The organism is Streptomyces sp. NPDC050703 (assembly GCF_040654435.1).
GTDB lineage: Bacteria > Actinomycetota > Actinomycetes > Streptomycetales > Streptomycetaceae > Streptomyces.
On record NZ_JBFAHX010000028.1, the window covers coordinates 54,763 to 74,547 of the forward strand.

Consider the following 19,785-nt stretch of genomic DNA (forward strand, 5'->3'; position numbering starts at 1 on the left):
TCCTACGCGGGCTCGGCGCGGCCGGAGAGCAGCGAGGCGAGCGCGCCCGGCGCCTCCTCCACCGTGCCGACCAGCGCGATACGGGACTCCATCGGCCTCTCGCGGGCCAGTGACCGCAGCAGGGGCCAGACCGGGAGGTGCTCCGTCCAGTGCGCCCGGTCGACCAGGACCATCGGGGTGGGCTCGCCGCGCGACTCGTAGTAGTTCGGGGTGGCGTTGTCGAAGACCTCCTGCACCGTGCCCGCGGCGCCCGGCAGGAAGACCACACCCGCGTTCGAACGGGCGAGGAGACCGTCCTCGCGGGTGGCGTTGGCGAAGTACTTGCCCAGGTGGGAGGCGAAGGCGTTCGGCGGCTCGTGGCCGTAGAACCAGGTGGGGATGCCGACCGACATGCCGCCGGCCGGCCAAAGCCCGCGGACCGCGAAGGCCGCGCGCGCCCACTCCGTCACCGACGGCGTGAACGACGGCGCCTTGGCGAGGAGTTCGAGCGCCTCGTCCAGCATGGCGTCGTCGAAGACGGCCGCGTACGCGCCGAGGTTCGCCGCCTCCATCGCGCCGGGGCCGCCGCCCGTCGCCACCGTGAACCCCGCGCGGGCCAGCGAGCGGCCGAGCCGCGCCGCGCCCGCGTAGGCGTCCGTGCCGCGTTCCATCGCGTGGCCGCCCATCACGCCCACCACCCGCGCGTCGGCGAGCAGTTCGTCCAGGGCGTCGGAGATGGAGTCGTCGTGTATGGCGCGGAGCATCGACGACAGGACGTCCCCGTCGGCCTTGGTGCGCTGGAACCACTCGTAGGCGTGGGCGTCCGGGGTCGCCTCGTACCCCCCGTCGGTCAGGCCCGCGAACAGGTCGTCGGGGGAGTAGAGCAGGCCACGGTAGGGGTTGAACGGCAGCCCGGGGACCGGCGGGAAGACCAGCGCGCCCGAGGCCCGGACCTTCGCCGCCGCCTCCTCGTCCATCGGGCAGCCGAGGAAGACGGCGTCCGTGACGTCCGCGGCGATCAGCGCGGCGGTGCGCTCCGTCAGGTCGACGGCCTGGACGCGGCTCCCGGCGAGCGCCCCGCGTGCGCAGACCTCGTCGAACTCGACGAGGGTCTCGATCTCGCGGTCGTCGCCGGGTTGCCGCGTGACGGATGCGTGTTCGGAAGTCGGCTGCATCCGCCCATGCTAAGCAGCACCACTCGGGGCGGAACGGGTCAGCCCTGCACCTCGGAGGGGTCCATCCACATGATCTCCCAGGTGTGCCCGTCCAGGTCGTCGTAGGCACGGCCGTACATCGTGCCGTAGTCCTGGACCCTGCCCGCCGTGCCGCCCGCGGCGATCGCCTTGTCCACGATCTCGTCGACCTTCTCGCGGCTCTCGGCGCTCAGACAGAGCAGTGTCTCGCTGGTCTTCGTGGAGTCCGCGATCTCCTTCTGCGTGAAGTCCGCGTACCGCTGCTTGCTCAGCATCATCGCGATGATCGTGTCGCTGATGACGACGCACGCGCAGTCGTCCGTGGAGAACTGCGGGTTGATGGTGTACCCGAGGTCCGTGAAGAACTTCTTCGACGCGGCGACATCGTTCACGGCGAGGTTCACGAAGATCATCTGCTGGTACATGAGCGTCTCTCCCGGTAAGTGTGTGTGCTGTACGAAGACTTGGACGTCCGTTCGGCACAGAACTTATCGCTCGGCGCATATCTTTTTCGTACGAGTTCTCGGCGCGCTCCCGCCCGCGTGCTCAGCGGGTCAGCGGCAGCGCGGCCAGCTCCGCGACGGCCCACGTCAGAGGGGCGAACAGGGCGGTGAGCGCGGCCGCGCGGAGCGCCGCGGAGCCGCGCAGCGCCGTGGCGGGCGCGCCGAACCGCAGCAGCGTCTGCGTGGTCCGCGTACGGGACTGCCGGGTCTCGACGGCCGCCGTGGCGAGGGTCAGCACGGCGCACCCCGTGACGAGCAGCGCGCCGAGCGCCGTGAGCGGCCCGACGCCGGTGCGCGGCTCCGCGTACAGGACGACCGAGGCGTACGCGCCCGACGCCACCGCGCACAGCACGCCGAGCGGACGCCCGATGCGGCGCGCCTCCTCCTGCAGGACGCGCCCCGCGAGCAGCCGCACCGCGCCGGGCCTCGCGGCCTGGAGCAGCCGGCCGCAGAGGTAGGTGAGGCCGGGCCCGGCGAGTGCGAGGCCGAGCGCGGTCAGCGCCCAGCCGCCGAGGACGCCCGCCGGATTGCCCGCGGCGCCCCCGGGGAGCCGGAAGCCGGAGCCGCCGGGGGAGCGGCCCGCGTACGTCTCCACAGCGAGGCCCGCGGCCAGTACGGCGATGCCCCACGGCAGGCCGCCGGGCGGCGGGGCGGGGGTGTCCGACGGCTCGTCGGCCCGCGCGTCCTCGCTGGTGGCGCTCCCCTTGGCGGGGCGCGGGCGCAGCGCGAGGGCGGTCACGGCCGACGCGGTGACGGGGACGACGGTGAGCAGGGTCAGGACGGCGCCGAGCGGCAGCGGCAGCTTGGCGGCGAGGAGTCCCGCGGCGGCGCCGTCGAAGGGCAGCCCCGACAGGTCGCCGCGCAGGTGCAGGAAGACGAGCAGCGCCACCATGGAGCCGAGCGCGCAGGCCACGGCCGTAGAGATGGCGGCGAGCACCGTCAGGCGGGCGGGACCGAGCCCGGCCCGGGAGAGGCCGGCCCGCGGCTTGGTGCCCGGGTCGGTACGGGCCACGGCGACGGCGAAGTAGACGGACGCCGTGACGGGTGCGACGCACCAGGCGAGGCGCGCGAAGGCGCCGGCGCCCGGGTGTTCCATGGCGTACGCCAGGGTGCAGAGCAGCAGGAAGCCGGTACCGGCGGACGCGGTGGCCACGAACAGCCGCCGCAACTGGACGAGCGGGCGCGCGCGGCGGCCTAGACGGAGAGCGAGCACGTGGCCCGGCCTTCCCTGCCGGCGGCGGTGCTGTTCTGGGCCTGGGCCTGGGCCTGGACCTGTGCCGGGGCCTGTGCCGGGGCCGGGGCAGGCGTCGAGGCTGGGCCCGTTGTGCCTGCCTGGGTGCTCCTGGTTTCGCCGACGCCGGTGGGGCCGGTGGGGCCGCCGGTACTGGCGCTGACTGCGGCGTCGGCGCTGCCGGGGGCCCTAGGAGCCTCTGGGGCCTCTGGAACCTCTGGGGCCTCCGGGGCTTGGCGGGGCTTGCGGGTCCCCGGGGCTGTGGGAGCCTCGGCGGTGTCGGGAGTGTCTGGGGCCTCAGAGGCGGCGGGAGCTTCGGGACTCGCGGGAGTTGCGGGAGTACCTGAGCCTGGGGCTTCGCCGCCTTCCGGGCTGTCGGTGGCTTCGAGGACTTCGGGGGCTTCGGGGGGTGCAGCGGCTACGGGGGCCTCGGCGGGCTCCGAGGCCGGGGGGGCCTCCGAGGCCGCGGGGGCCTCCGGGGGTGCGGGGGCCTCCGGTGTCACTTCGGCCGCTGTGGTCTCAGAGGCCTTCGGGAAGGCGGAGGACGGCAGGGCCTTGGCGGCCTCTGGCGTCACGTCAGCTCCCGACGTCGTCGCAGGGACTCCCGAGCTCTCGGCGTCGTCCGACCTCGCGGCGGCCTCTACGGCTGTGGCGGTCGCAGGGTTCTTGGCGGCCTCCACTGCTGTGGCGGTCGCAGGATTTTCGGCGGCCTCAACGGCTGCGACGGCTGCAAAATTCTGGGCGGCCTCTACGGTTTTGGCGGTCGCAAAATTCTGGGCGGCCTCTACGGCTGTGACGGCTGCAGGGTTCTCGGCGGCCTCAACGGCTTTGACGGCTTCAGGTTTCTCGGCGCGCTGAGGGGCGTGGACGGCCGCAGAGGCCTCGCCAGCCTCAGAGACCTTGCTGGCCGCAGCGACCTCGCCAGCCTCGCCGGCCGAAGCCTCCGCGGCCCCCGAGGCCGTGGAGGCCCCGGCAGCCTCTGGGGTCGGGACGCTCCCGCGTCCGTGTCCGCAGGCCCCCACGCGCCGCCCGTCCAGCAGTGTCACGGTGCGGTCGGCGAGGGGGGTCGCCTCCGTGTCGTGCGTGGTCAGGACGACCGTGATGCCGTGCGAGCGGGCCGCGGTGGTCAGGGTCCGGAGGACATGCGTGCGGTCGGCGTGGTGGAGCGGCGCCGTGGGCTCGTCGGCGAAGATCACGGACGGCGCGGTGATCAGCGCGCGGGCGACGGCGACACGCTGGCGCTCCGCCTGGCGGAGGGCGTGCGGCCGCTTCCTGGCGCACTTGCCGATGTCGAGGCGGTCGAGCCACTCCTGGGCCGCGGCCTTGGCCTCCCGGTGGGGCGCGCCGCGCAGCATCAGCGGCAGCGCGACGTTCTCCCAGGCGGTGAGTTCGGGGACGAGCTGGGGCGTCGACTCGATCCAGCCGAAGCGCTCGCGCCGCAGCCGCTCACGCGCGCGTGAGCGCATCGAGTGGAGGGGGCCGCCGTCGAACCAGACCTCGCCCTCCTGGGGCCGCAGCCGACCCGACAGAACATGCAGCAGAGTCGTTTTTCCACTGCCGCGCGGGCCGTTGACGACGAGGATCTCTCCCTCGCCGACACCGAGCGAGACGTCGGTGAGGGCAGGGGAGCCGTTGTGTGTGACGTGCAGTGCGCGTGCCCACAGCACGTCGCTGTCCGGCGGGGCCACCATGGCGTACACCTCGGTTCAGATCAGCTCGACTCCCACGCACGGGGGGAACGAAGGCGGGGCCGATCGGTCACTGGGCACGCTAGGTATTCGGGCGGACCTGCCCGGAAACGACGCGGCCCGGGGGCACCCGTTCTCACTCGAACGGGTGCCCCCGGGGCCGATGCGGATCACTCCATCGCGGGATTTTCACGGCACGTGACGCACGGGACGCACGGGACGCACGTGATGCGCGGTGACGGAGCCCGTGCGCCGGCGTCAGAGCCGGGCGCGCCCCCGCGTCAGAGCTTGGTCCACGCCTCGCTGAGGACCTGCCGCAGGACGCCCTCGATCTCGTCGAACGTGTCCTGGTTCGAGATCAGCGGCGGCGCGAGCTGGACGACCGGGTCGCCGCGGTCGTCGGCACGGCAGTACAGGCCGTTCTCGAAGAGTGCCTTGGAGAGGAACCCGTACAGGACGCGCTCGGTCTCCTCGTCGTTGAAGGTCTCCTTGGTGTCCTTGTCCTTCACCAGCTCGATGCCGTAGAAGAAGCCGTTGCCGCGGACGTCGCCGACGATCGGCAGGTCCAGGAGCTTGCGCAGGGTCTGGTAGAACGCGTCCTCGTTGTCGAGGACGTGCTGGTTCAGGCCCTCCTTCTCGAAGATGTCGAGGTTGGCGATGCCGACCGCGGCCGACACGGGGTGGCCGCCGAAGGTGTAGCCGTGCAGGAAGGTGTTGTCGCCCTGGTAGAACGGCTCGGCGATCTTGTCCGAGACGATGCACGCGCCGATCGGGGAGTAGCCCGAGGTCATGCCCTTGGCGCAGGTGATCATGTCCGGGACGTAGCCGAACTTGTCGCAGGCGAACATCGTGCCGAGGCGGCCGAAGGCGCAGATGACCTCGTCGGAGACGAGCAGCACGTCGTACTTGTCGCAGATCTCGCGCACGCGCTGGAAGTAGCCGGGCGGGGGCGGGAAGCAGCCGCCCGCGTTCTGCACCGGCTCCAGGAAGACGGCGGCGACGGTCTCCGGGCCCTCGAAGAGGATCTCCTGCTCGATCTGGTCGGCGGCCCAGCGGCCGAAGGCCTCGGGGTCGTCGCCGTGGATCGGGGCGCGGTAGATGTTGGTGTTCGGCACCTTGTGCGCGCCGGGGACCAGCGGCTCGAAGGGGGCCTTGAGGGCCGGCAGGCCGGTGATGGACAGGGCGCCCTGCGGGGTGCCGTGGTAGGCGACCGCGCGGGATATGACCTTGTACTTCGTGTGGTTGCCGGTGAGCTTGTGGTACTGCTTGGCCAGCTTCCACGCGGTCTCGACGGCCTCGCCGCCACCGGTGGTGAAGAAGACCTTGTTGAGGTCGCCCGGCGCGTAGTCGGCGAGGCGCTCGGCCAGCTCGACGGCCTTCGGGTGGGCGTAGCTCCACACGGGGAAGAAGGCCAGCTCCTGCGCCTGCTTGTAGGCGGTCTCGGCGAGCTCGTGACGGCCGTGGCCCGCGTTGACGACGAAGAGGCCGGAGAGGCCGTCCAGGTACTTCTTGCCCTTGTCGTCGTAGATGTAGGTGCCCTCGCCACGCACGATGGTGGGAACGGGCGCGTTCTCGTACGACGACATGCGGGTGAAGTGCATCCACAGGTGGTCGTAGGCGGTCTGGCTGAGGTCCTTGCTCACGGCTATCGGGTTCCCCACATATAGGTCTGCTTCTTGAGCTTGAGGTAGACGAAGCTCTCGGTGGAGCGCACGCCGGGGAGGGCGCGGATGCGCTTGTTGATGACTTCCAGGAGGTGGTCGTCGTCCTCGCAGACGATCTCCACCAGGAGGTCGTACGAGCCCGCGGTCATCACCACGTACTCGGCTTCCGGCATGGCGGTCAGCGCGTCCGCGACGGGATCGAGGTCGCCCTCGACCGTGATGCCGACCATCGCCTGCCTGCGGAAGCCCACGGTGAGCGGGTCCGTGACGGCGACGATCTGCATCACGCCCTGATCGAGCAGCTTCTGGACGCGCTGGCGCACGGCCGCCTCGGAGAGGCCCACGGCCTTGCCGATGGCGGCGTACGGGCGGCGTCCGTCCTCCTGGAGCTGTTCGATGATCGCCAGAGACACGGCGTCCACGGGAGGGGTGCCGTTCCCACCGGTGCTGCCGCCCGGGTTTCCGGTGCGGGAGCCGCGGGGGCTGCTGCTGGGGTCTGCGCTGCGACTGGCCACACCCTCACTCTGCACGACGTCTCGTCACTTCCGCAAGGTCGAACCGATGAAATTCGTTGTCTTGGCCTCTTGGAGTCACGGAATCCGCAGTTCTGGCGCGCTGGGTATGTTGAAAGCGTCGGTGCAGCGACTAGTGTGGATGTCTCATCCACTGGACATCTGACTTGGAGGGCCGGAAGTGACCACCGAGCTGCGCCGTCTGCGCAACTACATCAACGGAGAATTCCGGGACGCGGCCGACGGACGGACCACCGAGGTGATCAATCCGGCGACCGGCGAGGCGTACGCGACCGCGCCGCTGTCGGGCCAGGCCGACGTGGACGCCGCCATGAAGGCCGCGGCCGACGCGTTCCCCGCGTGGCGCGACCTGACGCCCGCGGAGCGGCAGAAGGCCCTGCTCAAGATCGCCGACGCGTTCGAGGAGCGGGCCGAGGAACTCATCGCGGCCGAGGTCGAGAACACGGGCAAGCCGACCGGGCTCACGCGGTCCGAGGAGATCCCGCCCATGGTCGACCAGATCCGCTTCTTCGCGGGCGCGGCCCGGATGCTGGAGGGCCGCGCGGCCGGCGAGTACATGGAGGGCCTGACCTCCATCGTCCGCCGTGAGCCGGTCGGCGTCTGCGCGCAGGTCGCCCCCTGGAACTACCCGATGATGATGGGCGTGTGGAAGTTCGCCCCGGCGCTCGCCGCGGGCAACACCGTCGTCCTGAAGCCCTCGGACACGACGCCCGCGTCGACCGTCCTGATGGCCGAGATCATCGGCTCCATCGTGCCGCCCGGCGTCTTCAACGTCGTCACGGGCGACCGCGACACCGGCCGCCTGATGGTCGAGCACAAGACCCCGGCCATGGCCTCCATCACCGGCTCCGTGCGCGCGGGCATGCAGGTCGCCGAGACCGCGGCCAAGGACCTCAAGCGGGTCCACCTGGAGCTCGGCGGCAAGGCGCCCGTCGTGGTCTTCGAGGACACCGACATCGCCAAGGCCGTCGAGGACATCTCGATGGCCGGGTACTTCAACGCCGGCCAGGACTGCACGGCCGCCACGCGCGTGCTCGTGCAGGAGTCCATCCACGACGAGTTCGTGACGGCGCTCGCCAAGGCCGCCGCCGACACGAAGACCGGCATGCCGGACGACGAGGACGTGCTCTACGGCCCGCTCAACAACGCCAACCAGCTGAAGCAGGTCTCCGGCTTCATCGACCGGCTGCCCGCGCACGCGCGCGTGGAGGCCGGTGGCCGGCGGGTCGGCGAAAAGGGCTACTTCTACGCCCCGACCGTCGTCTCCGGCCTCAAGCAGGACGACGAGATCATCCAGAACGAGGTCTTCGGCCCCGTCATCACCGTGCAGTCCTTCACGGACGAGGCGCAGGCCGTGGAGTACGCGAACGGCGTCGAGTACGCGCTCGCCTCCTCCGTCTGGACCAAGGACCACGCGCGCGCGATGCGCATGTCCAAGGTCCTCGACTTCGGCTGCGTCTGGATCAACACGCACATCCCCCTCGTGGCCGAGATGCCGCACGGCGGCTTCAAGAAGTCCGGCTACGGCAAGGACCTCTCGGCGTACGGCTTCGACGACTACACGCGCATCAAGCACGTGATGACGTCCATCGAGGGCTAGCCGCCTCGCGCGGCGCGGCGTCGTCTTCGCGGTTCCCCGCGCCCCTGGCGGGCGCACCCGCGGCGCCTTAATCCGGGTGACCACCGGGCCGCCCCCGCGTACCGTTGCGTACGCGGGGGCGGCTCCGCGGTGTGCTTCCTTCTTCCTTCTTATGCGAAAAGAGCCGTAGCGCACCCACTTCCCGCCCCCGCTTCTCTCCGCGCCACGGGGGTGGGACCAGATGGTGACGTCGACGGCCGACGGGCTCGCGGGGCTGCTGCTGCGCCGGCGCCAGAGCGTGTACGTCCCCGAGGGCGAGGGGCGGTCCGCCGTGACGGACGCGGGCGTCGTCGTCCTCGAAGCCGAACTCGCCGACCGCGGACATCTGCTGACCGCCCCGCTGCGCTGACCGCGCTGACCGCGCTGTCCGCCGACGGCCTCGCGGCGACCGGCCGCGGGCTGCTCGCCGACGTCGACGCCCTCATGGGCTCCGACCGGCGCCACGCCCCGCTGTTCGCGCGGTTCCCCGCCGAGACCGCGTACGAGGCGGCGTACGGCCGCTACACCTCCGTCGTCGTCGAGCACCTCGCCGCCCAGCCGCACCAGCCCTGCATGAACTGCGCGCGCACCACGGCACGCGTGCGTGCGCTCAGGCCCTGCGCCCACCTGGTGTGCGACGACTGCCGCGGCGAGAAGAAGGACATCTGGGGCTGCTGCGACGCGTGCTGCGAGTGGTACGCCTGCCCGATCTGCGAGAAGCGCTACGAGACCGAGGGGCCCACCGACCCCTGGATCGACACCGGGGCGGGCCGCGGCGGTGACGGCGGCGACGTCCTGCGTCCCCTGCGCCTCGGCGCGCCCGGCGACGCCGCGGCCGAACTCGCCGCGCTGCTCGCCCGCCGTACGCCGCTGGACCCGCGGGACCACGACGACCTCGTCCTGCTCCTCGGCACCGTGCGCCCCGCCGACGCCGCCGACTGGCTCCCCGCCGAGATCCCGCTGCGCGAGAGCAAGGCGCTCGCACTCGCCCCGCTGCTCGACGACGCGGCCACCCGGCCGCTGGTCGCGCGGTACGCGGACACCGCCACGGACGTGCTGCGCCTCCTCGTCGTACGCTCCGGGGGCGACCCCGACCTGCTCGGCATCCCGCGCCTGCGCGGCCTTCCGCGTCCCGTGCGCCGCGAACTCCTCGCGCTGCTCGACGGGTTCGACTTCCGGCGCCTCGCGGAGGACATGGCACGCCACCCGCGCGCGTGGAAGCGCGCAGGTGAAATCCTGCACCCCTTCGAGCAGGCGGGCCGCCACGCGCGCGTGGCCCTCGCCTTCGCCGTGCTGCGGGGGACACGGCTCGACGACTCCCGCCTCGGCGGCACGCTGCTCGCCGAAGCGGCGCGGCACGCCTGCGTCCGGCTCGTGGGCGACCGGCTGCGCGTCGTCACCTGGCAGAGCCGCGTCGAGGAGGCGCTCGGCCGCTGGGACACCACGGCCGCGGCGGGGCTGCTCGGCGAGCGCCCCGGCGAACTCCTGCGCCGCCTCGACCTGCTCCTCGCCCGCTCCGGTGCCACGACCCTGCCCGAGCCGGTCGGCGACGCGCTCGCCCGCGCCCTGCCGCGCGCCGCCCCCGGGCCCCTGCTCGGCGCGTACGGCCGGCTCAAGATCCGCTCCGTGCCGGGGCACCGCCGCGTCTTCTTCCCCCGCGGGCGGGTGACCAAGGCGTACGCGGTCGACGACCACCGGCCGCCACTGCCCTCCCGCGTCGCGAGCCGCGCCGGTGAGCTGATCGCGGCGGAGGCCGTGCGACGCCTGGCCGAGCGGGACGGCGGGCGGTACGACGTGGCCGTCCTGGACGCCTCGCTCGCCGACCTGCCCGTACCGTTCGCCGAGCGGGCCTCCGCCGCCTCGCTGGTCGCTGTGCCGCGCGGCAGCTCGCTGCCCATGCCCGCGGACGGCGAGACCGTGCGGCTCTTCCTGCACTGGCTCCAGCCCAGGGGTACCCGCGTCGACCTCGACCTGTCCGTCGCGCTCTACGACGACCTGTGGCGGTTCATCGGCCTCTGCGACTACACGCACCTGGAGTACGCCGGCGGCGCCGCCCGGCACTCCGGCGACCTCACGTCGGCGCCCGCCCCGCACGGCGCCACCGAGTACCTGGACCTCGACCTGCCGCGGCTCGCGGCCACCGGGGTGCGGTTCGCCGTACCGGCCGTCATCTCGTACAACGACGTGCCCTTCGACGAACTGCCGGACGCCTTCGCGGGGTTCATGGCCGTGCGGGGCGAGAAGCGGGTCCGCTACGACCCGCGGACGATCCGCCAGCGCTTCGACCTCGCGGGCAACGCGCGGCTGCGCGTGCCGATGGTCGTCGACCTGCGCACGCGCCGCGCCTGGTGGGCGGACGTCACGCTCGCCACGTCCGAGGGCAACCACGACGTGTGGCGCCACCGCAGGCGGCTCGCCCACGTCGGCCACGACCTGCTCGACGTCTTCCAGCCGGGCGGCCGGGCCACCCTCTGGGACCTCGCCTGCTGGACGGCGGCGGCCCGCACCGACGGGGACGTGTTCGTCCGCGGCCGCGGCCACGTCCTGTGGGGCTACCGCCGCGCCGCCGACGAGCCCCGCGCTGACTTCGCCCTGCGCGTCCGCGACGCCTGGGAGCCGGACGCCCTGCGCGCCGAACCGGAGCTGACGGGCCGCCGGGCGCTCCTCGCCCTCCTGCACGGCGAGCTGCCCGAGGCGGCGACGGCGGCTTCCGGCACGGTGTACCGCCTCTACCCGGGCCCGGTCGACGCCGCGCCGCTGGAGCGGGTCACCGCGGGGGACCTGGCGGCCCGGCTGGAACCGGCACCGGGCCGTACGGCGGCGGGGTGATCGACAGGGTGTCGGCCCAGGCACGCCGGGCTCGACGCAGCGTCCATTGTCCGGCGGGGGCGCGAAGGCGCATGCTGCCGGGGTGCCAGCGAACCCCACAGCCTCCTCCGTCTCCCGCCGGTCCCTGCTGCGAGCCCTGGGCGGTGCCACGGCCTTCGGCACGCTCGCGGGGTGCGGTGTGCCCGCCGCCTACATCGCACCGGACGAACGGTCGGCGGACGACCGCTCCGCCGAGGACAGGAAGCTGACGTTCGCGAACTGGCCGCTGTACATCGACACCGACGACGACGACACCTCACGGCGCCCCTCACTGGCGGCCTTCGAGAAGCGGACCGGCATCGACGTCCGCTACACGGAGGAGATCAACGACAACGACGAGTTCTTCGGCAAGATCAGCCCGTCCCTGATGAACCACCAGGAGACCGGCCGCGACCTCATCGTCATCAGCGACTGGATGTGCGCGCGCTTCGTGCGTCTGGGCTGGGTCCAGGAGATGGACAGGGCGCACCAGCCCAACGTGACCAGGTATCTGGACCCGCTCCTGCGGTCCCCGCACTTCGACCGGGGGCGGAAGCACACCGTGCCCTGGCAGTCGGGCATCACCGGCATCGCGTACAACAAGCGGAAGGTCGGCCGCGAGATCAAGCAGGTCGCCGACCTGTGGGCCGATGACCTCAAGGGCAAGGTCACGCTCCTCTCCGGCCTCGACGAGGCGTTCGCGCTCCTCCTCCAGGGGGACGGCGTCGACATCCGCACGTGGACGGCGGACGACTTCCACCGGATGTGCGACAGGGTCGAGAGGCTGGTGGACAGCCACCACATCCGCCGCTTCACCGGCAACGACTACATCAAGGACCTCTCCGGCGGCGACGTCCTGGCCTGCCAGGCCTACAGCGGCGACGTCATCCAGCTCCAGGCGGACGACCCCGACATCGAGTTCGTCGTCCCCGAGGAGGGTGCCGAACTGTGGGCCGAGTCCCTGATGATCCCCAACCTGGCCCGCCACAAGCGCAACGCCGAGAAGCTCGTCGACCACTACTACGAGCCCGAGGTGGCGGCGGAACTCGCGGCCTGGGTCAACTACGTCTGCCCGGTCCCCGCCGCCCGCGACGTCCTCGCCTCCGCCAAGGACGGGGAACGCGCCGCCCTCGCCGAGGACCCCCTGATCTTCCCGGACGACGCGATGCGCGCACGCCTCGCCATCGCGCGCGACATCACGTCCGAGGAACGCCCGGAGTTCGCGAAGCGGTGGAACGCGCTGGCGGGGCTGTAGACGGCACGGTGGGGCTCAGCCGAGTGCCGCCCTCGCGACGCGTTCCGCGACCGGGTTCATGCCCTGGCCCTTCGCGTCCGTCGCGTTGACGGAGTAGACGAGGGTGCGGGAGCCGTTCTCGGTGGCGGCGATCATGTTCACGTAGCCGTGGCGGGCGCCCGTCTTCAGCCAGACGTCCCGGCCGCCGACCTCCATGTGCTGGAGTCCCGCCCCGAAGGTGGGCTCGGGAGCGCCCGGTGCCAGGCGGGGCAACGTGAACATCTCCTTGAGCTGCGGCCGCGGCACCACCGAGCCGTCGAACAGCTCCCGCGTGAACGTCTCCAGATCCGCCGTGGAGGAGATCATGTCGCCCGCCGCGAAGCGGTCGAACTGGTTCCACTCCGTCACGTCGACGAGGCGCGTGGTGCCGTCGGCCCGCTTCACCGCCTGGTAGCCGCGGTTGTGCGGGCCACGGATGCGGGGATCGGTGCCGGGGAAGTACGTGTCGTCCATGTCCAGGGGTCCGAAGATCCGCTGGGCCGCCTGATGGGCGTACGAGTCACCCGTGACGCGCTCGATCAGCAGGCCGAGGACGGTGTAGCCGATGTTGCGGTAGTGCTGCTCGTCGCCGGGAGCGTGCTCGGGGCCCTTGGCGATGGCCGAGGCGACGACGGTCCGCGGGTCCAGCGTGTCGTAGCGGTGGGCGAACTCGTCGTCGAAGCCGTCGCCCGACTTGAGGCCGCTGGTGTAGTTGAGCAGCGTACGGACGGGGATGGGGTCGAATTCCTTGTCACTCCCGCTGCCCTCGTCCTCGAACAGCTCCGGCATGTAGCGCTGGAGCGGGGCGTCGAGGTCGAGGCTGCTGCCCTCGGCGGCCAGTCGCAGCGCCACGGCCGCGGTCACGATCTTGGTGATGGAGCCGGCGCGGAACCGGCCGTGCGGGTCGGCCTTGCGGTGCGTGACCAGGTCGTGCACGCCGGAGCTGCCGCGCCAGGTCCCGTCCGCGCCGCCGACCCGCACCAGCGCGGCGGTCGCGTCGGGGTTCGGCAGGGACTCGATCGCCCGGCGCAGGGCCTTGCGGTCGAGTCCCTGCCGGGTGGTGCCGGCCGGGTCCGCCGCCTGGGACACCGCCGCCGTGGCGGGCGGGGCCGGGGGCCGCGCGAACGCGGGGACGGCCGCGGCCGCGGTCAGGCCGAGGACGAGGGCGGCGGCGGTGGCGGCGCGGGCGGCGAGCTGCACGGTGACTCCAGGATCGGTTCGCGGGTCGGTCCTCCCATCCTGTTGATCACGCGGACGCCGTGGATCGTCGACGCGGAGGAGGCGTCCCCCGTATCGGCTGGGGGTCAACTCGCCGCCGCGTCCGGGGCGTTGGCAGGGGTCTCCCCTAGGGGTCGGCAGCCGAGGAGCCGGGTCATGGACTCCGCCGCGCGGACCGCCGCGTCAGCGCAGCAGTTGTTGAAGAGGACGTGCAGCTCGTCCGCCCGCTCGGACATCGTCCGTATACGGGGGAGCCACTCGGCCAGTTCCGCGTCCGTGTAGGTGTGGCGGAACTTGTCCTCCTTGGAGCCGTTGCCCCAGGCCGGGCTGCGGCCGTGGAAGCGGATCACCGCGAGGCGGTCCGCGGTGACCGGCGCCACCGGAGGCATCGAACGCGGCAGCCCCTGGGCCGTGTCCACCGCCACCGCGGACATGCCGAGGTCCGTCAGGAGGGCGGTGGTGCGCGGCTCCCGGTCCTCGCGCCACCAGCCCGGGTGGCGGAACTCCACGGCCACCGGCCGGCCCGCGGCACGCTTCGCGCACTCGGCCAGTGTGCGCTCGGCCCGTGGCCCCGGGGCGAACCACGGCGGGTACTGGAAGAGGAGGGTGCCGAGCCGGCCCGCGTCCCGCAGGGGCGCGAGGGCGTCGTCGAAGCGCTGCCATACGGCGTCGAGCAGTCCGGGACCCGCCGGCTGGTCGCGCAGGTCGGCGGGGAGCGCGGCCGGGCGGGTCGGGTGGCCGGTGAGGAGCGAGAAGGCCTTGACGTCGAAGCGGAAGCCGTCCGGTGTGCGCTCCGCCCAGGATCGGCAGGTGCCTTCGCTGGGCAACGCGTAGTAAGTGGAGTCGACTTCGACGAGCGGGAAGCTGCCCGCGTAGTGACGCAGGCGGCCCTCCGCGTCCTTCAGGCCCCGCGGATACCAGCCACTGGCCAGCAGCGCGCGGTCCGTCCACGAACAGGTCCCCACCAGTATCTCGCTCATCCGGTACGGGTACCCCGATGTGTCACGGCGTGCGCAGTGACACCAGGACATCGATGCGGTTGGTGGTGATGGCGTCGACGCCCGCGTCGACCAGACGGCGCATCGAGCGGCGCGTGTCCGGGGTCCAGGCGGAGACGAGGTAGCCCTGGCGGCGCACCTCGGAGGCGAGTTCGCGGTCGACGAGCGGGAAGCGGTAGTTGAGCCAGCGCGGCTTCACCGCGTCGAGCAGGACGCGGCGCGGCGGGGCGAGCGTCGTCCAGGTCAGCGCGATCTCCGCGGCCGGGTCGGCGTCCCGCACGGCGAGCATCGTGTCGCCGCCCGCGCAGTAGTACACCCGCTCGGCCGCCCCGCACTCCGCGACGACCCCGACGACCGTGCGCACCGCCTCGCCCGTCGCGCCCGGCAGGTCGATCATGACGCGGTGCCCCTCCGTGGCGGCGAGGGCCGCGGCGAGCGTCGGCACGCCGCCCTCGGTGAGGCCGTCGAGTTCGGCGGCGGACAGCACCGAGAGCGGGCGCTCGCACCCCCACAGGCGCTTGAGCGTGGGGTCGTGCAGCAGGACGGGCACGCCGTCACTGCTCAGACGGACGTCGATCTCCACCACGTCCGCGCCCTTCCCGAGGGCGGAACGCAGGGACGGGAGGGTGTTCTCGCGGACGTGGTAGGGATCGCCTCGGTGGGCCACAGCAGTCACGGTGCGCATGGGCCCATTGTGCTGCCGTGCTCAGCCGGCGAGCCACGTCTCCGTGTACGTGTCGATCTCGGCGGCGATCCTGGCCTTGCCCGCCGGGTCGAGGAAGGACGCCTCCACGGCGTTCTTCGCCAGGGCGGCGATGCCGCGCTCGTCGAGGCCGAGAAGGCGGGCGGCGACCGCGTACTCGTTGTTGAGGTCGGTGCCGAACATCGGCGGGTCGTCGGAGTTGACCGTCACCGTCACCCCGGCCGCGACGAACTCCTTGAGCGGGTGCTCGTCGAGGGTGTGGACCGCGCGGGTCGCGATGTTCGAGGTCGGGCAGACCTCCAGCGGGATGCCGTGCTCGGCGAGGTGGGCGAGGAGCTTCGGGTCCTGGGCCGCGGTGGTGCCGTGGCCGATGCGCTCGGCGCCCAGGTGGTTCAGGGCGTCCCACACGGTCTCCGGGCCCGTGGTCTCGCCCGCGTGCGGCACCGAGTGCAGGCCCGCCGCGATCGCCTGGTCGAAGTAGGGCTTGAACTGCGGGCGCGGCACGCCGATCTCGGGCCCGCCGAGGCCGAAGGAGACCAGGCCCTCGGGGCGCAGCCCGTCCGTGACGGCGAGCCGCAGCGTCTCCTCGGCGGCGGCGAGCCCGGCCTCGCCCGGGATGTCGAAGCACCAGCGCAGTACGGTGCCGAACTCCTTCTCGGCGGCGAGGCGGGCGTCCTCGATGGCGTCCATGAAGGCGCGGTCGCCGATGCCGCGGCGGACGGAGGAGTATGGGGTGAGGGTCAGCTCGGCGTAGCGGACGTTCTGCCGGGCCATGTCGCGCGCCACCTCGTAGGTGAGCAGCCGTACGTCGTCCGGGGTGCGGATCAGGTCCACCACGGAGAGGTAGACCTGGATGAAGTGGGCGAAGTCCGTGAACGTGAAGTAGTCGACGAGCGCCTCGGGGTCGGTCGGCACGGCCGAGTCGGCGTGCCGGGCGGCGAGCTCGGAGACGATGCGGGGGGATGCCGAGCCGACGTGGTGCACGTGCAGTTCCGCCTTGGGCAGCCCTGCGATGAAGGCGTGGGTGTCCCGCGTGGGCGAGGGCGCGGGCGCGGGCATGGCGGCGGACGCCGGTGCGGGCGCTTCCGCGGGCCGCCGGGTCGCCTTCTTCGCCGCGGCTGCGGGCTGCTGGTCGGTCACGGGTTCCTCCCCAGGAACGGGCTTGATCGGCTGATCGGTGGGTCCCGGTCATCGTAGGCCGCGGGGCCTCGCGGCGAAGCGAGGGCCGTAGCATGACGGAACGTACGAAAGAGGGAGCCGTCATCATGTCCGCCATGCCCGAGGACGGTGCGGGGGCGCCGGGGGAGCGGGACCCGTGGGCTCCGCCGCCGGAGGACGCAGCGCCGCCTGAGCGGGGGGCCCGGCAGCCGGCGGCGCCCGTGCCACCGGGGCAGTGGGCGGGGCCGGTGCCCGGAGCGGTGCCGGGGCCTGTGCCGCCACCGGCCGCGGGCAATCCCTTCGTGGCGCCCGGGGAGCCGGTGCCGCCGCCTCCCCTCTCACCGGAGGGGCCGGGACACCTGCCCACGCCCTACGGGTACGGGGGCTTCGCCGGTCATCCGGGGCAGCAGGGGATCACGGGCGGGCCCGGGTACGCCGGGTACGGGCACCCGGGGTACGGGTACCCCGCGTACGGCTATCCGGGGCAGCACGTGCCCGGCGGGCCCGCGGGATACGGGTGGCCCGCCATGCCGATGGCGCCCGCGAACGGCATGGGCGTCACCGGGCTCACCCTCGGCGTCATCTCGGCGGTGGGCTTCTGCCTGTGGCCGCTGGCCATCGTCCTCGGCATCCTCGCGGTGATCTTCGGGGCGGTGGGCCGCGGCAAGGCGAAGCGCGGCGAGGCGACGAACGGCGGCCAGGCCCTGGCCGGGATCATCTGCGGGGCGGTCGGCGTCGTGCTGGGGGCGGCCCTGCTGGTCCTCCTGATCGTGGTACCGGACGACGCCCTCGACGCGGGGGCGGCGGGGGTGCGCGACGGGACGAGTCACGCCGTGGGGTTCGCGATCGCCTAGGCCGCTTCCCCCGCCGGGAGCGCAGGGAGGGCTTGGCTCAGGCCGCCCCGGGGCGTCCCGCCGGAGCCCTGGCTTCCATCAGCGCGAAGCCGAGGAGGTTGGGCCCCCGCCACTGAGCGGGGTCGGCCACGCGGGGGTCGTCGGCCGCCAGGCCCACGCCCCAGACCCGGTCGACAGGGCTCGCCTCCACCAGCACCCGCCGGCCCGTGCCCCGCAGGAACTTTCCCAGCGCCGGGTCCGACGCGAACTTGTGGACGCTGCCCTCGACCACGACCGCGAACCGCTCCCTGGCCCATATCGCCTCGTCGAAGCCCCGCACGAGCCGTCCCGCCTTCTTCGCCTCCGCGGGGGTCCGCGCCGCGAGGACGGCCCGCTCCGCCTCCGCGTCCCCGAAGAGGCGGGCCTTGGCCGCCATCATCCAGTGCTCCGCCGTCGCGTACGAGACGCCGTCCACCGTGAAGGGCGACGGCCACCACTGGCTGAGGCAGCCGCGCCCGAGCGTGCCGTCCCGGTGCGGGGTGTGCCCCCAGAAGTGCAGGTACTTCACCGGTTCCCCCGCCCGGACCGCGGCGAGCAGTGCCTCCACCGAGCGGACCGAGTCGATCTCCGTCATGCACGCGAGTCTGGCACGCACCACTGACACTCCGTCCTGGGTTTTTCAGGAGGACTCGACACCTGGTCGACAGATTCCGTCGCGTAACCAAAAGGCAACAACGGAATCACTTGTTGAGCATTGACCGCTCTGTCAGGATCGGCACTCAAATCGATCTGGAGCTACGCCGGGCCCCGTGGAACGGGGCGTACGGCGGAGGAGAGCGGCATGCACAACTTCCAGGCGCAGGACCACTTCGCGGATGGCGCCCAGTACATCGCCGGGCGCCTGACCAGGGGGACGTCGGGGCGCACTCACGCCGTCGTGGACCCCGCCACGGGCGATGACGTGTTCTCGTACGAACTCGCCGGAAGAGCCGACGTGGACGCCGCCGTGGCCGCCGCGGCCGAGGCGTTCCCCGGCTGGTCGGGGGCCACCCCCGGTGAGCGCTCCGACGCCATGCACCGCTTCGCGGGCGTGCTCGCCGAGCGCGCCGAGGAGTTCGCCAGGGCCGAGTCGTTGCAGTGCGGCAAGCCGATCAAGCTGAGCCGGGAGTTCGACGTCCCGGGGACCGTCGACAACGCCGCCTTCTTCGCGGGCGCCGCCCGCCATCTGCAGGGCCAGTCGGCCGGTGAGTACTCCGGAGACCACACCTCGTACGTACGCCGTGAGCCCATCGGCGTCGTCGGCTCCATCGCCCCCTGGAACTACCCCCTCCAGATGGCCGCCTGGAAGGTGCTCCCGGCGATCGCGGCCGGCAACACCATCGTGCTGAAGCCCGCCGAGCTGACCCCGTTCACCTCGCTGCTCTTCGCGCGGGCCGCCACCGACGCCGGTATCCCCGACGGTGTCGTCAACATCGTCTCCGGCGCGGGCAAGGACGCCGGTGAGCACCTGGTCGGGCATCCGGACGTCGCCATGACCTCGTTCACCGGGTCCACCGGCGTCGGCAAGCGCGTCGCCGAGATCGCCACCGCCACGGTCAAGCGGCTCCACCTGGAGCTGGGCGGCAAGGCCCCCTTCGTGGTCTTCGACGACGCCGACCTCGAAGCCGCCGTCCACGGCGCGGTCGCCGGCGCGCTCATCAACACCGGGCAGGACTGCACGGCCGCCACGCGCGCGTACGTGCAGAGGCCGCTCTACGAAGCCTTCGTCCAGGGCGTCGCCGATCTCATGGAGAGCGTGCGGCTCGGCGACCCGTTCGACCCGGCGACCGACCTGGGGCCGCTCATCTCGCACGCGCACCGCGACCGCGTCGCCGGTTTCGTCGACCGGGCCCGCTCCTCCGCGCGCGTGGTGACCGGCGGCGAGGCACCGAAGCACCCGGGCGCCTTCTACAAGCCCACGCTCATCGCCGACGCCGCGCAGGACAGCGAGGTCGTGCAGGCGGAGATCTTCGGGCCCGTCCTGGTGGTCCTGCCCTTCGACAGCGACGACGAGGGCATCCGGCTCGCCAACGACACCCCCTACGGGCTCGCCGCCTCCGCGTGGAGCCGCGACGTGTTCCGCGCCAACCGCGCCACCCGCGAGATCAAGGCCGGCTGCGTCTGGGTCAACGACCACATCCCGATCCTCAGCGAGATGCCCCACGGCGGCTACAAGGCATCCGGTTACGGCAAGGACATGTCCGCCTACTCCTTCGAGGAGTACACGCAGGTCAAGCACGTGATGTTCGACAACACCGCGGTGGTCCGCAAGGACTGGCACCGCACGATCTTCGGGGACCGATAGCC

16 protein-coding genes and 1 pseudogene are annotated in these 19,785 nt (G+C 72.5%); 6 read left to right on the forward strand and 11 right to left on the reverse strand.

Translation table 11 applies throughout. The features are described 5' to 3' along the window. Positions 1-2 precede the first annotated feature (2 nt). From AB0I16_RS24265 to AB0I16_RS24290, 6 genes and pseudogenes are all read right to left on the reverse strand, one after another. A complete protein-coding gene (locus AB0I16_RS24265; protein WP_363251619.1) occupies positions 3-1,154 on the reverse strand; it encodes a Rossmann fold nucleotide-binding protein in 1,152 nt (383 codons plus the stop codon). A gap of 38 nt (positions 1,155-1,192) precedes the next feature. After that, a complete protein-coding gene (locus AB0I16_RS24270) occupies positions 1,193-1,597 on the reverse strand; it encodes a VOC family protein (protein ID WP_363251620.1) in 405 nt (134 codons plus the stop codon). Between the two features lie 121 nt (positions 1,598-1,718). After that, complete coding sequence (locus AB0I16_RS24275; RefSeq protein ID WP_363251621.1) at positions 1,719-2,888, reverse strand: hypothetical protein; 1,170 nt, start codon at positions 2,886-2,888, stop codon at positions 1,719-1,721. A 1,037-nt stretch (positions 2,889-3,925) separates the two neighbouring features. Beyond that, a pseudogene (locus AB0I16_RS24280) lies at positions 3,926-4,597 on the reverse strand (ATP-binding cassette domain-containing protein); the annotation flags it as partial. A 278-nt stretch (positions 4,598-4,875) separates the two neighbouring features. Then, on the reverse strand, positions 4,876-6,255 hold the full coding sequence (locus tag AB0I16_RS24285; RefSeq protein WP_363251622.1) for an aspartate aminotransferase family protein: 1,380 nt from the start codon (positions 6,253-6,255) through the stop codon (positions 4,876-4,878). Next, on the reverse strand, positions 6,240-6,788 hold the full coding sequence (locus AB0I16_RS24290) for an Lrp/AsnC family transcriptional regulator (RefSeq protein ID WP_363251623.1): 549 nt from the start codon (positions 6,786-6,788) through the stop codon (positions 6,240-6,242). Before AB0I16_RS24290 ends, AB0I16_RS24285 begins: the two co-directional genes overlap by 16 nt. A 163-nt stretch (positions 6,789-6,951) precedes the next feature. Here AB0I16_RS24290 and AB0I16_RS24295 point away from each other — a divergent pair, with 163 nt between their 5' ends. The 4 genes from AB0I16_RS24295 (at position 6,952) to AB0I16_RS24310 (ending at position 12,511) form a co-directional block, all read left to right on the forward strand. Further along, complete coding sequence (locus tag AB0I16_RS24295) at positions 6,952-8,391, forward strand: gamma-aminobutyraldehyde dehydrogenase (RefSeq protein ID WP_363251624.1); 1,440 nt, start codon at positions 6,952-6,954, stop codon at positions 8,389-8,391. Positions 8,392-8,611: 220 nt separating this feature from the next. Beyond that, positions 8,612-8,779: a hypothetical protein gene (locus tag AB0I16_RS24300; RefSeq protein ID WP_363251664.1), complete on the forward strand. Its 168-nt coding sequence runs from the start codon at positions 8,612-8,614 to the stop codon at positions 8,777-8,779. Positions 8,780-8,829: 50 nt separating this feature from the next. Beyond that, positions 8,830-11,238 carry an MXAN_6230/SCO0854 family RING domain-containing protein gene (locus AB0I16_RS24305; RefSeq protein ID WP_363251662.1) on the forward strand — a complete coding sequence of 803 codons (2,409 nt, stop codon included), beginning with the start codon at positions 8,830-8,832 and terminating at the stop codon, positions 11,236-11,238. 82 nt (positions 11,239-11,320) lie between these two features. Next, complete coding sequence (locus tag AB0I16_RS24310) at positions 11,321-12,511, forward strand: spermidine/putrescine ABC transporter substrate-binding protein (RefSeq protein WP_363251625.1); 1,191 nt, start codon at positions 11,321-11,323, stop codon at positions 12,509-12,511. Positions 12,512-12,526: 15 nt separating this feature from the next. Here AB0I16_RS24310 and AB0I16_RS24315 read toward each other — a convergent pair whose 3' ends face one another. The 4 genes from AB0I16_RS24315 to AB0I16_RS24330 all read right to left on the reverse strand — a co-directional run bounded on the left by AB0I16_RS24315 (position 12,527) and on the right by AB0I16_RS24330 (position 16,507). Beyond that, positions 12,527-13,729 carry a serine hydrolase domain-containing protein gene (locus AB0I16_RS24315; RefSeq protein WP_363251627.1) on the reverse strand — a complete coding sequence of 401 codons (1,203 nt, stop codon included), beginning with the start codon at positions 13,727-13,729 and terminating at the stop codon, positions 12,527-12,529. Between the two features lie 104 nt (positions 13,730-13,833). Then, the gene (locus AB0I16_RS24320) at positions 13,834-14,727 is read right to left on the reverse strand and encodes a DUF72 domain-containing protein (protein WP_363251628.1); all 894 of its coding nucleotides are present in this window, start codon (positions 14,725-14,727) and stop codon (positions 13,834-13,836) included. 22 nt (positions 14,728-14,749) lie between these two features. Further along, positions 14,750-15,430: a glycerophosphodiester phosphodiesterase gene (locus tag AB0I16_RS24325; RefSeq protein ID WP_363251629.1), complete on the reverse strand. Its 681-nt coding sequence runs from the start codon at positions 15,428-15,430 to the stop codon at positions 14,750-14,752. Between the two features lie 21 nt (positions 15,431-15,451). Next, the gene (locus AB0I16_RS24330; RefSeq protein ID WP_363251663.1) at positions 15,452-16,507 is read right to left on the reverse strand and encodes an adenosine deaminase; all 1,056 of its coding nucleotides are present in this window, start codon (positions 16,505-16,507) and stop codon (positions 15,452-15,454) included. A 419-nt stretch (positions 16,508-16,926) separates the two neighbouring features. Between AB0I16_RS24330 and AB0I16_RS24335 the strand changes: the two genes are divergently transcribed. Then, positions 16,927-17,460 (forward strand): DUF4190 domain-containing protein, encoded by a 534-nt coding sequence (locus AB0I16_RS24335; RefSeq protein ID WP_363251631.1) that lies wholly within the window; start codon positions 16,927-16,929, stop codon positions 17,458-17,460. A gap of 37 nt (positions 17,461-17,497) precedes the next feature. On the opposite strand, the gene AB0I16_RS24340 is transcribed toward AB0I16_RS24335, so the two are convergent. Then, positions 17,498-18,073: an NADAR family protein gene (locus AB0I16_RS24340; protein WP_363251632.1), complete on the reverse strand. Its 576-nt coding sequence runs from the start codon at positions 18,071-18,073 to the stop codon at positions 17,498-17,500. A 207-nt stretch (positions 18,074-18,280) separates the two neighbouring features. Here AB0I16_RS24340 and AB0I16_RS24345 point away from each other — a divergent pair, with 207 nt between their 5' ends. Beyond that, a complete protein-coding gene (locus AB0I16_RS24345) occupies positions 18,281-19,783 on the forward strand; it encodes a gamma-aminobutyraldehyde dehydrogenase (RefSeq protein ID WP_363251633.1) in 1,503 nt (500 codons plus the stop codon). Positions 19,784-19,785: the final 2 nt, after the last annotated feature.